This is a genomic window from Pseudonocardia sp. NPDC049154 (genome assembly GCF_040648315.1).
Lineage (GTDB): Bacteria > Actinomycetota > Actinomycetes > Mycobacteriales > Pseudonocardiaceae > Pseudonocardia.
On the sequence record NZ_JBEZDN010000007.1, the window covers coordinates 20309 to 32399 of the forward strand.

Below are 12091 nucleotides of genomic sequence, written 5' to 3' on the forward strand. Positions count from 1 at the left end.
TGTAGGGTGGTGGGTGTCACCCCTTCGACGAAGGAGTCCTCGATGACACGGTCCGTCACGCGGCCGGAGCCGTTCACCGTCGCGATCCCGGACGCGGAGGTGGACGCGCTGCGCGAGCGGCTGCGCCACACCCGCTGGCCCGGTGACGCGGGAAATCCCACGGGGAGCTACGGCGTCGAGCTGCCCTGGCTGCAGGAACTGGTGCGCTACTGGGCGGAGGACTACGACTGGCGCGCCCAGGAGAAGCAGATCAACGACCTGCCCAACTACAAGGTCGAGATCGACGGCACGCCGATCCACTTCGTGCACGCCAGGGGCAAGGGCTCGAACCCGGTCCCGATCATCCTGTCCCACGGCTGGCCCTGGACCTTCTGGGACTGGCGCAAGGTGATCGGCCCGCTGACCGACCCGGCGGCGTACGGCGGCGACCCCGCCGACTCGTTCGACGTCGTGGTGCCGTCGATGCCGGGATTCGGCTTCTCCACCCCGCTGACCGACACCGGGTTCGGCGCTCGCAAGATCGCCGAGTACTGGCACACCCTGATGCACGACGTGCTCGGCTACGAGCGGTACGCCGTCGGCGGCGGGGACTGGGGCTCCACGACCAGCGGCGAGGTGGCGCACGGGTTCCCCGAACACGTGATCGGGGCCTGGCTGACCCTGCCGAACATCCCCGGGGTGCGGCTGTGGGAGATCACGGCGGACGACTTCGGCCCGGACGAGAAGTGGATGGTCGAGCAGGCCGCGCTGGCCCGCCCGACGATCCAGAGCCACTCGACGGTGCACCGCAACGAGCCGCAGACGCTCGCCTACGCGTTGACCGACTCCCCGGTCGGTCTGGCCGCGTGGATCCTCGGTCGGCGCAGGGACTGGGGGGACTGGAAGGACGACGGTGACTTCTTCGCCCTGTTCGACCGGGACTTCCTCTGCACGACGGCCTCGATCTACTGGTTCACCGGATCCATCGGATCGTCGATGCGGATCTACCACGAGCACTACACGAACGGTGCCCCGCCGCCGCCCCGGCACGACCGGAGGCCTGCGATCGAGGTGCCCACCGCCTTCGCCGTGTTCCCGAAGGAGTTGCTGCTGCTGCCCCGCAAGGTCGCGGCCGACGCCGTGAACCTGCAGCGCTGGACCGTGATGCCGAAGGGCGGGCACTACCCGCCTGCCGAACAGCCCGACCTTGTGGTGGCCGAGCTCCGCGAGTTCTTCCGCACGCTCCGCTGACCCGCACCGACCCCGAGAGGACCCCGTGAACAAGCACACCCCCGAGATCACCCCGGACGAGCAGGCGGAGCTCTTCGACCAGGCCGAGCAGCTCGCCAAGACGTGGGACGCCCTGGGCCGCGAGGTCGACGACGAGAACCGCTTTCCGACCGAGACCGTCGAGCCCTACAAGCAGAGCCTGATCACCGCGATGGCGGTGCCGAAGCGCTACGGCGGCCTCGGGGCCGACATCCTGACGGCGTCGAAGGTCGCGCGCATCCTCGCGAACGGCGATCCGTCGATCGCGCTGGCCTACAACATGCACCAGGCGATGGTCGGCATCTTCCGCAACAGCCCCGCGCTGGACGAGCCCGTCCGCGAGTGGATCATGCGGGCGGTCGGGGAGGAGCGGAAGATCCTCTGTGGGCCGTTCAGCGAGGCACGTGCGGGGCTGTCCGGTCTCGCCGACACCGTCGCCGTCCCGGACGGCGACGGCTGGCGGATCACCGGCAAGAAGAACTGGTCCACCCTGGTCCTGGGCTCGGACCTGATCGCGCTCAACGCCACGGTCACCGACGCGGACGGGTCGCTGCCCACCGACTTCAAGGAGCACGCGCAGCGCGAGGCGGTCTTCATCATCCCCACGGACTCGCCGAACCTCACGGTCGACCACACCTGGGACACCATGGGCATGCGCGGCACGGGCAGCCACACGCTCGTCCTCGACGGCACCCCGGCCACGCCCGCCATGTACGGCGGCAACTTCCGGCAGGGCCTGATCGGCGAGGCCGAGTGGGCGGCGATGGGCTTCGCCGGGGTCTACCTCGGCCTGGCCGACAAGGCCTACCGGGTCGCGAAGGACATCCTCAAGGACAAGCACCTCGGCGCCACCATGGGCGGCCAGGACACCGACGTCAAGCAGGTCGGGTACGTCCAGCACGCGCTCGGCCGGATGTGGTGGCAGATCGAGGTGGCCGACCGCGTCGTCGACGCGACCGGGCGGATCGCGGTCGACGGGGGCTTCGAGGAGTGGGCGGCGGCCGAGCGCAAGCCGCGCTGGGACACCGTCAAGGTCGCCACCACCGAGGCGGCCATGAGCGTCACCGACGAGGCGTTCCGGCTGGTCGGTGGCTCGTCGTTCCGACGTGGTCACGTGCTGGAGCGGCTCTACCGGGACGCTCGCGCCGGGTACCTGCACTCGTTCACGACCAACCAGCTCTTCGACTATGTCGGCCGGTACGAGCTGGGTCTGATCGGCTGATGGCCGGCCTGCTCGAGGGGCGCGTCGCGGTCGTCACCGGTGGCGCGCGCGGCCTGGGCCGGGCGATCGTCGACCGGTTCACCGCGGAGGGCGCCCGGGTCGCGGCCTGGGACCTGTCCGCGGAGGCCGAGGAGGACCGGGTGGACGTCTCGGACCCGGTCGCCGTCGAGAAGGCGGCGGCCGGCGTGCGCGAGCGGCTCGGGCCGGTCGACATCCTGGTCAACAACGCGGGTGTGGCCGAGCCGTGTCCGCCCTGGGAGGTCACCGACGAGAGCTGGTCCCGCATCATGCGGATCAACGTCGACGGGGCGTTCTGGTGCATCCGCGCCTGCCTGCCGGACATGCGGGCGGCGGGCCGAGGGAAGATCGTCAACGTCGCGTCGATCGCCGCGCTGAACGGGCGGCCCTCGACCCATCCCGCCTACGCCGCGTCGAAGGCGGGGCTGCTGGGGCTCACCGCGACGCTGTCGTTCAACCTCGGCGCGGACGGGATCTGCGTCAATGCGATCTGCCCGGGTCTGATCCCGACCGAGATCCACGAGTCGTTCACCGCCGAGCAGCTCGCCGCGTTCACCGCGGACGTCCCGCTCCGGCCGCACGGCAGGGCTGGCGCGCGCGGTGTGCCCGCCGACGTCGCGGGGGCCGCCCTCTACCTCGCCGGGCCCGACTCGGACTATGTGTCCGGGGTGTTCCTCAACGTCAACGGGGGGTCCAGGACAGGATGAGCAGCGACATCGTGCACGGGAAGGCGGACGTCAACGGCACCCGGCTGCACTACGTCACCGCAGGCACGGGGGAGCCGCTCCTGCTCCTGCACGGCTTCCCGCAGACCTGGTACGAGTGGCGCGAGGTGATTCCTCGGCTCGCCGAGCACTACCGGGTGATCGCGCCGGACTACCGCGGGGCGGGTGACAGCGCCCGTCCGGTGGACGGCTACGACAAGGCGACCATGGCCGCCGACGTGGTCGCGCTCGCCGACGTGCTTGCGCCCGGCGAGCGGTTGCGCGTGGTCGGGCACGACATGGGCGCGTTCGTCGCCTACTCGGTCGCCGCCCATCACCGCGACCGGGTCCGGGCGCTCGGCCTGGTCGACGCACCTGTGCCGGGCACCGCGGCGTGGGAGGAGCTGCGCAGCAACCCGCGCGTGTGGCACGTGGCCTTCCACGGGGCGCGGGACGTGGCCGAGATGCTGGTGGCGGGCCGGGAGCGGGCGTACCTGACGCAGTTCTACGAGCTGCGCGCCCACCATCCGCATCTCGTGATGCCCGCGCTGGACGTCTACCTGCGCACCTACGCTGCGCCCGGCGGCATGCGGGCTGCGTTCGAGGCCTATCGGGCCCTCCCGCAGGACGCCGAGGTCAACAAGGGCCTGCTGCGCACCCCGCTCGCGATCCCGGTGCTGCTCGTGGCGGGCGCGAGCAGCAACAGCGCCCCCCTGCTCGAGGCCATGGGCCCCGACCTGGGTCCGGACGTGTCGTTCGCCCTCGTCGAGGAGGCGGGTCACTGGATCCCGGAGGAGCAGCCGGCGGCGTTCCTCGCCGCACTCGAGCCGTTCCTGGCCCAGGCGTGAGGAGCGCTGCCGCGCTGGACGGCCTCAAGGTCGTCGAGTTCGCGCACATCATCGCGGGACCGCTCGCCGGGGTGCTGATGGCGGACCTCGGTGCCGAGGTGATCCACGTCGAGGACCCGGGGGAGGGTGACCCGCACCGGTCGGCCGGGCCCGCCAAGGACGGGACCCACCTCTGGTGGAAGGTCGCCGCCCGCAACAAGAGGTCGGTCACCCTGAACCTCCGCACCGAGGAGGGCAGGCGGCTGGCCCGCGAGCTGGTGCGGTGGTCGGACGTCGTGATCACGAACTTCCGGGTGTCCACCCTGGAGCGGTGGGGCCTGGACTGGGCGAGCCTGCACGAGCTGAAGCACGACCTCGTCATGCTCCAGGTGACCGGCTACGGGGCCACCTCCTCGCGTCGGGACGAGCCGGGCTTCGGCAAGGTCGCCGAGGCCATGAGCGGAGTGGTGGAGCTGACCGGCTTCCCGGACGGCCCGCCCGTGCACACGGGCTTCTCGCACGGCGACTCGGTGGCGGGCCTCATGGGTGCGTTCGCCGTCCAGGCCGCGCTCTACCGCAAGGCGCACGATCCCGGGTTCGACGGGGAGTGGATCGACCTCGCCCTGTACGACGCGCTGTACCGGCTGGTCGAGTGGCAGGTCGTCGTGCAGGACCAGCTCGGTGGGGACGCCACCCGGGCGGGCAACCGACTCGCCGTGGCCCCGGCCGCGGTCATCAACGTCTACCGGACCGGGGACGACCGCTGGCTCACCGTCACGTCCGGAACGCCGCGCGCGGTGCGCAAGGTCGCTGCGCTGCTGGGTGAACGGGCCGAGGACTACGCGACGCGAGAGCAGCAGCACGAGCGTCGCGGCCGGCTCGACGCCCTCCTCGCCGAGTGGGTCGGCGAGCGGACGGTCGAGGAGTGCCTGGACGCGATGGTGGAGCTCGGCGTCGTCGCGGCGCCGATCCACACCGCCCGGGACATTCTCGAGGACCCGCTCTTCGAGGAGCGGCGGAGCGTCGTCTCGGTGCCGGACACCGAGCTGGGAACGCTCCGGATGCAGGGCGTCGTGCCCGCCATGACCAACCACCCCGGCAGCGTCCGGCATCCGGGGCCCGGGCTGGGGGCGGACAACGACCTGGTCTACGGGCGCTACCTGGCCCGGTCCGCGGAGCGGATCGCGGAGCTGCGGGCCGAGGGCGTGATCTGAGCGTCGTCTCGACGACGCCCCCGGGCCCCGTGCACTGGGTCGTTGCCGATGGAGGGACCGGGTGTTAGCGTGAAACAACTGTTTGTTTGTGATCGGAACCGGGGTGCACATGCGTGACGTCGTGATCGCCGGCTCGGGGATGACCCCCTTCCGGCGGGCGCCGGGCTGGGGCCTGCGGGCCATGGCGACCGGAGCGGCCGACGAGGCCCTCAAGGATGCGGGCGTGGCGCCCGAGCTGGTCGACCGGGTGTACCTGGGCAACGCCGTCGCCGCCACCGTCACCCAGCAGGACATGATCAAGGGCCAGGTCGCGTTCCGCCACCACGGGCTGGCGGGCGTGCCGCTGATCAACGTGGAGAACGCCTGCGCCTCGGGCAGCTCGGCCCTGCACATGGCCGTCGAGGCGGTGTCGGGCGGCTTCGCCGACGTCGTGCTCGCGGTCGGCGTGGAGCAGCTGACCAGCGAGGACAAGGTCCGTTCGTTCAAGGCGCTGCGGGGCTCCACGGACATCTCCGAGATCGGTGAGGCCGGGCCGGACGAGGACTGGACGAAGTCCATCCTGATGGACTTCTACTCCGCCGAGGCCCGGGACTTCCTGGCGCGCAACGGCGCGACGGCGGAGGACTTCGCGCGGGTGGCGGTGAAGAACCGCACGAACGCCTCGCACAACCCGCTCGCCCAGTTCCAGACCCCGCAGACGATCGAGGCGGTGCTCGCCAGTCGCACGATCGTCCCGCCCCTGACGCTGGCGATGTGCTCGCCGCTGACCGACGGCGCGGCGGCGGCCCTGGTGTGCTCCGCGGACTACGCCCGGGCTAACCTGCCGGATGCCGAGACCCTGCTGGTGCGCGCGTGCGCCCTGCGGGGCGGGCGGACGGCGCCGCCGGTCACCGAGGCGAGCGCGGCTGCCGTCGAGGTGTCCGGGGTGCCGGTGGCGGACGTCGACCTGGTCGAGCTGCACGACGCCGCCGCTCCCGCCGAGCTCCTGCAGTACGGCGAGATCGGGCTGTGCGAGAAGGGTGAGGAGCACCTGCTCGTCCGCCGCGGCGAGACCGAGCTCGGCGGCCGGATGCCGGTCAACACCAGCGGCGGCCTGATCAGCCGCGGTCACGCGCTCGGCGCGACCGGGCTGGCCCAGATCGCCGAGCTCGCCACGCAGCTGCGCGGCAGGGCCGGTGCCCGGCAGGTCGAGGGCGCCCGGCTCGGCCTGGCCGTGAACTGCGGCGGCTGGATGGGCGGCGGCTACGCGGTCACCGTCGCGACCGTCCTGGAGCGCCTGTCGTGAAGCGCATCGACATGGACACACTGTTCTACGAGTTCCCGGCCGAGGGGGTCGCGCTGCTGACCCTGAACCGGCCGGAACAGGGCAACGGCGTCGTCGTCGAGCTGGCGGCGGACCTGGCCCGGGCCTTCGACGACCTGGAGTCCGACCCGGGCATCCGCGCGGTGGTCATGACCGGCGCCGGCAAGGTGTTCTGCGCCGGGGCGGACCTGCACGCGATGCAGCACCACCTCACCGAGGTGCTCCCGCGCACCCACGAGCCGTTCAACGCCCGCGCGCTCTACCCCGTCACCCAGCGGCTCACCGCCAGCAGGCTGCCGGTGGTCGCCGCGATCAACGGCGGGGCCACGGCCGGCGGGCTGGACCTGGCGATGGCGTGCGACATCCGGATCGCCTCGCGGCGGGCCAAGCTCGGCGAGACCTACGTCAAGCTGGGCCTGCCGCCCGGCAACGGCGGCGCCTACTTCCTGCCGAAGCTCGTCGGGTCCGGCATGGCGGCCGAGCTGTTCCTCACCGGGGACGTGATCACCGCCGACCGGGCCGAGGAGATCGGGCTGGTCAACCGGGTCGTCGAGCCGGAGGAACTGATCGACGAGGCCGTGGCGCTGGCCGCGCGAATCGCCCGGAACCCGTGGCGTGCGGTCGAGGCGACCAAGCAGGCGCTCAAGGCGGGCTGGAACCAGGACCTGCAGACCGCGATCACGTCCGGCTACTGGGCCGTGACCGCCCTGCAGTACACCGACGACATCCGCGAGGGGGTCGCCGCCTTCCTGGAGAAGCGCGAGCCCGACTACAACCGGGGGCCGCAATGAAGCTCGGAGTGCGGCTGCCCTACCACTGCGCGGGGGTGACCGGTGAGCAGCTGGCCGCCGTCGCGAAGGCCGCCGACCAGGCCGGGATGCACTCGGGCTGGGTGGCCGACCACGTCGTGTTCCCGGCGGGGGAGGTCCGCAGCACCACCGCGGGCTCCACGCGGGACGGGCGCTACCCCCGTCCGATGGACGAGACCACCCTCGAGGCCTGGACCACCCTGACCTGGGCAGCCGCCGTCACCACCGACCTGGTCCTCGCCGTCGGCGTGTGCGTGCTGCCCCAGCGCAACCCGCTGGTCCTGGCCAAGCAGATCGCCACGCTCGACGTGCTGTCCGGCGGTCGGGTGTGGTGCGGGGCCGGCATCGGCTGGCTCCGCGAGGAGTTCGAGGCGCTCGGGGTGCCGTGGGCGCGCCGCGCGGCGCGGACCGAGGACACCATGGCCCTGATGAGGGCGGCCTGGGCAGGCTCGCCGGTCACCTACGACGGCGACGTGGTGAGCGTCCCCGAGCCCGTCCACTTCGTGCCTCGACCCGCCGCGCCGGTCCCGATCCTGCTGGGCGGGCACTCCGAGCCCGCACTGCGCCGGGCCGCGACGCTGGGCGACGGCTGGATCGGCCACGAGCTCATGCCGCCCCAGGCCCGGGAGACCCGCACCGAGCTGGAGCGGCTGGGCGCCTCGCCGGACTTCCGGTTCGTCGTCTCCCGCCTGATGAACCCGCCCGACCAGCCCGGCGCGGACGACCGCAGGCTGGACACCGAGTCCCCGACGCGGCTGGCGGGCGTGTTCGCCGACTACGCCGACGCGGGCGTCGACGTCCTGCTCTGCGAACCCAGCGTCCGTACCGTCGACGCCCATCTCCGGCTGATCGACCAGGTGCACGCCGCGGGCGAGCGCACCGGTCTGCTGCGCACCCTGTCCACCTCTGGAGGACCCGCATGACCCCCCTGAAGTTCGGCGTGTTCGTGCCGCCGCAGAACGTCGTCGGGCTGAGCCCGACGGTCGCCATCCGCCGCGCGATCGAGCTCGCCGTGCACCTTGACCAGCTCGGGTTCGACGAGGTCTGGTTCGGCGAGCACCACTCCGGCGGGGCCGAGATCGTCGCCTCGCCCGAGCTGATGATCGCCGCCGCGGCCGAGCGGACGCAGCGGATCCGGCTCGGCACCGGCGTGATCTCGCTGCCCTACCACCATCCCTTCCAGGTGGCGGACCGGATCGTTCAGCTCACGCACATGACCCGCGGCCGGGTGATGTTCGGGGCGGGGCCCGGGCAGCTGCCCACCGACGCGAAGATGTTCGGCCTGGAAGCCACCGAGCTGCGGCCGCGCATGGAGGAGTCGCTGGACATCATCCTGCGCCTGTTGGCGGGGGAGACGGTGAGCCACAAGGCGGACTGGGTCACGCTGCAGGACGCGGTGCTGCAGCTGCGGCCCTTCCACGGGAAGCTCGACGTCTCGGTGGTCGGCACGGTGTCGCCGTCGGGCCCGAAGCTGGCGGGCCGACACGGCCTCGGCCTGCTGTCCCTCGCCGCGACGGACCCGACGGGCAACGACCAGCTGCCGGTGCACTGGGACATCATGAACGAGGAGGCCGCGCGCACCGGTCACACGATCGACCGGTCGAACTGGCGGCTCATGGGCCCGATGCACGTCGCGGACACCGAGGCCGAGGCCGTCCGCCAGTGCGAGCACGGGCTGCGCTGGCAGTACGAGTACCTCTCGCACATCTCGCCCTCGGCCATCGCCGTCCCGGACACCACGGCCGAGCTGGTGGAGACGCTCAACTCCAGTGGACGCGCCTCGATCGGGACCGCAGACATGGCCGCCGCGCAGATCCAGCGGCTGCTCGACCGGACCGGAGGCTTCGGCACGTACCTGTTCCAGGGCATCGACTTCGCGAACTGGAGCGACACCCTGCGCAGCTACGAGCTGTTCGCCGAGCGGGTGATCCCGCGGTTCGACGGCTCGCTGGAACCCGTCCTGGGCTCCTACGAGCACGTCCTGTCTCAGTCGGACGACAACCGGGCCGCCACCACGGCCGCCCGGGCGGCGGCCAAGGAGCAGTGGCAGCGCGAGCGCGAGGCGACCCGCCCGTGAGCCGCGGGATCCTGCTGGTCTTCTCCAACCCGGTCGACGGCCGGGAGGAGGAGTACAACGCCTGGTACACCGAGCACCACCTGGACGAGATCCTGGCGATCGACGGGTTCGTCCTCGCCCAGCGCTTCCGGTTGGCCGACGACGCCCGGATGACCCGGGACACGCCGGACGCGCCGTACCGCTACCTGGCGCTCTACGAGGTGGAGGACCGGGAGCGGGCGGACTCGGCGCTGTTCGACCTGGCGCGACGCGAACGCGCGGAGGCACTCGCCGCGGGGCGCACACCCAAGCTCGTCATGTCCCCGGCCATGGACCCGGACCTGCGCACCTGGTGGTACGAGAGCATCTCCGAGCCGCGGTCGTGACGATCGGGTTCGAGCTCTCCGACGGGGTCGCGCTGGTCACGCTGGACCGGCCGGAGAAGCTCAACGCCCTGGACGCCGCCGCCTACGCCGAGCTGTCCGTGGTGTGGCAGCGCGTCCGGGACGACCCCGCCGTGCGGGTCGCCGTGCTGACGGGGGCGGGGGAGCGGTCCTTCTGCGTCGGCGCGGACCTGCACGATCCCGGGACGGCCGGCGGCGGCCTGGGCGAGGCGATGCTGACCCAGCGCGGGCAGCTGCTCAACCGCGGTCTCGAGGTGTGGAAGCCGGTGCTGGCCGCGGTCAACGGCTACTGCCTCGGCGGCGGGATGACGCTGCTGCTCGCCACGGACCTGCGCTACGCCTGCCCGGAGGCGACCTTCGCCCTCCCGGAGGTCACGCGCGGCCTGCTGCCGGGCAACGGCGGCACCCAGCGCGCCGCGGAGTCGCTGTCGCACTGCCGCGCGATGGAGCTGCTGCTCACCGGCGAACGGATCGACGCGGCCACCGCGCAGGAGTGGGGCCTGGTCAACGCGGTGGTCCCGCGCGAGCGGCTGCTCGACGAGGTCCGGCGCAAGGCTGAGGTGATCGCGGCGAACGCCCCGCTCGCCGTGCAGGCCACCAAGGAGCTCGCGGTCCGGTCGCGGTCCCTCGACCTCGCCCAGGGCCTGCGCGCCGAGGCGGTCATGCTGGCCCTGCTGCAGACCAGCGAGGACGCGCGGGAGGGGCGGGCGGCCTTCGCCGAGCGCCGCCCGCCCCGGTTCACGGGTGCGTGATCCTGTACTTCCCGAACCGGTCCTCGTCCTGGTGGGCGCCGATGAAGACCAGCAGCATGGTGGCCTGGGTGGTGCCGGTGTTGACCCACGAGTGCTTCTCGCCGCAGTGCACGATCGAGTCGCCCTTGCGCAGCGTCACGCTCGCGCCCTCGTCCAGGTAGAGGGTGAACTCGCCCTCGATCACGTACTCCAGGTCGACGGTCGGGGTGTAGTGCCAGCCGTCCGGCGAGGACACCGCGTCCTCGAGACCGGGTGCGAGCCGCGCGCTCTCGGCCACCGCGGCCTCGAGGTCGTCCGGCACGGTCATCTCGCCCTGCGGCGGGTAGCTGAACAGCGTGAACCGGTACCCCGCGGGACCCGCAGGGAAGTAGCGGCGGGACTCGTCGTGGCTGCCGTCGTTCGGCACGGTCGGGACGGCGTCCTCGCCGAACAGGTCGATCAGGGTGGCGCCGCCGAGGATCGGCGGACGGATGCCGGGGACCTGCTCGTCGCTCACGACGATCGACTTCCCGGTCACGTCGATGCCGGTGATGACCCGTCGGATGCTGTCCATGGTGCTCCTACTCGTGCGCTGCGCTCCGGATGAGGTCGAGGGTGCGGTGGCGCGTCAGGGCGTCGGCGAAGGTGGGGACGCGATGGCCCCCGTCGGCCAGGTCGTCCGCCAGGGCGGCGTAGGCCTGGGCGACGACGTGGGCGGGGGAACCGTGCTCGGTGGGCACCCGGGGCGGCGCCGGGACGACCGGTTCCAGGGGGCCGCCGCCGCGCGCGAGGAGGATCTCGACGGCGCCGTACTGCAGGTGACCGGTGTCCCCGCGGACGACGACCGTGCCGTCCGTGCCGTGGATCTCCCACCGGAACCCGGTGCCGGCGTCCGTGCCGCCGCGGTAGTGGAACGTGGCGACCGCACCACCGAGCGTCGCGGTGACCGCGACCTGGTCCTCGGCGGTCATCGGGATGCGCTCGCCGGTCTCCTCGAGGACGACCTGCGGACGTCGGGTGGCGAGGACGCCGCCGATCCGGTCGGGCTCGCCGAGGACCGAGCAGACGGCGTCGAGCGTGTGTCCGAAGGGGATGGTCAGCAGGGTGGCGCCGTTCGCGGCGTCCACCAGGTAGCGGCCCTCCCGGTCGACGCTCGCGCCCCAGCGCCCGCCGGTGCCGACCACCGTGGTGCTCAGGACCTCGCCGACCGCGCCGCTCAGCACCAGCTCCCGGACCTGCCCGACTGCGGGCGCCGACCGCGCCTGGAGCCCGACGAAGGCCGGGACCCCCTGTGCCGCAATGGTCATCCGCTCGGCCTCGGCCGTCCCGTTGCCCAGCGGCCACTCGCACAGCACGGCCTTACCCGCGGCGAGCGCGACACCGACGAGCTCCTCGTGGTGCGGCACCTTGACCGTGACGACCACCAGGTCGACGTCCGGGCGGGCGGCGAGCTCCGCGGCGTCCGTGCAGGCCTGGCGCAGGGCCTCGGACTCCTCCTCGTCCCAGACGAACTCGGTCGACTTCTGCTGGGAGGAGCGGGTGGTCGGGGCGCGAC

13 protein-coding genes are annotated in these 12091 nt (G+C 72.4%); 11 read left to right on the forward strand and 2 right to left on the reverse strand.

The window, feature by feature from the left end:
• The first annotated feature begins 42 nt into the window (after positions 1-42).
• The 11 genes from AB0B41_RS06105 (at position 43) to AB0B41_RS06155 (ending at position 10557) form a co-directional block, all read left to right on the forward strand.
• Positions 43-1230 carry an epoxide hydrolase family protein gene (locus AB0B41_RS06105; RefSeq protein WP_358199523.1) on the forward strand — a complete coding sequence of 396 codons (1188 nt, stop codon included), beginning with the start codon at positions 43-45 and terminating at the stop codon, positions 1228-1230.
• Positions 1231-1255: 25 nt separating this feature from the next.
• On the forward strand, positions 1256-2470 hold the full coding sequence (locus tag AB0B41_RS06110; RefSeq protein WP_358199525.1) for an acyl-CoA dehydrogenase family protein: 1215 nt from the start codon (positions 1256-1258) through the stop codon (positions 2468-2470).
• Positions 2470-3195, forward strand: a complete 726-nt coding sequence (locus AB0B41_RS06115) for an SDR family NAD(P)-dependent oxidoreductase (protein WP_358199527.1) — start codon at positions 2470-2472, stop codon at positions 3193-3195. Before AB0B41_RS06110 ends, AB0B41_RS06115 begins: the two co-directional genes overlap by 1 nt.
• Complete coding sequence (locus tag AB0B41_RS06120) at positions 3192-4040, forward strand: alpha/beta hydrolase (RefSeq protein WP_358199529.1); 849 nt, start codon at positions 3192-3194, stop codon at positions 4038-4040. The genes AB0B41_RS06115 and AB0B41_RS06120 overlap by 4 nt, the downstream gene beginning before the upstream one ends.
• Positions 4037-5233, forward strand: a complete 1197-nt coding sequence (locus AB0B41_RS06125; RefSeq protein ID WP_358199532.1) for a CoA transferase — start codon at positions 4037-4039, stop codon at positions 5231-5233. The genes AB0B41_RS06120 and AB0B41_RS06125 overlap by 4 nt, the downstream gene beginning before the upstream one ends.
• A 109-nt stretch (positions 5234-5342) precedes the next feature.
• The gene (locus AB0B41_RS06130) at positions 5343-6518 is read left to right on the forward strand and encodes a thiolase family protein (protein ID WP_358199533.1); all 1176 of its coding nucleotides are present in this window, start codon (positions 5343-5345) and stop codon (positions 6516-6518) included.
• A complete protein-coding gene (locus AB0B41_RS06135; RefSeq protein ID WP_358199535.1) occupies positions 6515-7327 on the forward strand; it encodes an enoyl-CoA hydratase/isomerase family protein in 813 nt (270 codons plus the stop codon). Before AB0B41_RS06130 ends, AB0B41_RS06135 begins: the two co-directional genes overlap by 4 nt.
• Positions 7324-8268, forward strand: coding sequence for a TIGR03619 family F420-dependent LLM class oxidoreductase (locus AB0B41_RS06140; RefSeq protein ID WP_358199537.1), 945 nt, complete (start codon positions 7324-7326; stop codon positions 8266-8268). Before AB0B41_RS06135 ends, AB0B41_RS06140 begins: the two co-directional genes overlap by 4 nt.
• Complete coding sequence (locus AB0B41_RS06145) at positions 8265-9422, forward strand: LLM class flavin-dependent oxidoreductase (protein ID WP_358199539.1); 1158 nt, start codon at positions 8265-8267, stop codon at positions 9420-9422. Before AB0B41_RS06140 ends, AB0B41_RS06145 begins: the two co-directional genes overlap by 4 nt.
• Complete coding sequence (locus AB0B41_RS06150; protein WP_358199542.1) at positions 9419-9787, forward strand: hypothetical protein; 369 nt, start codon at positions 9419-9421, stop codon at positions 9785-9787. Before AB0B41_RS06145 ends, AB0B41_RS06150 begins: the two co-directional genes overlap by 4 nt.
• Complete coding sequence (locus AB0B41_RS06155; protein ID WP_358199544.1) at positions 9784-10557, forward strand: enoyl-CoA hydratase/isomerase family protein; 774 nt, start codon at positions 9784-9786, stop codon at positions 10555-10557. Before AB0B41_RS06150 ends, AB0B41_RS06155 begins: the two co-directional genes overlap by 4 nt.
• Here the strand turns inward: AB0B41_RS06155 and AB0B41_RS06160 are convergent.
• Complete coding sequence (locus AB0B41_RS06160) at positions 10544-11110, reverse strand: cupin domain-containing protein (protein WP_358199546.1); 567 nt, start codon at positions 11108-11110, stop codon at positions 10544-10546. The two genes, AB0B41_RS06155 and AB0B41_RS06160, sit on opposite strands and share 14 nt — an antisense overlap.
• Positions 11111-11117: 7 nt before the next feature.
• A partial coding sequence (locus tag AB0B41_RS06165) for a Gfo/Idh/MocA family oxidoreductase (RefSeq protein WP_358199548.1) occupies positions 11118-12091 on the reverse strand: 974 nt, incomplete at its 5' end.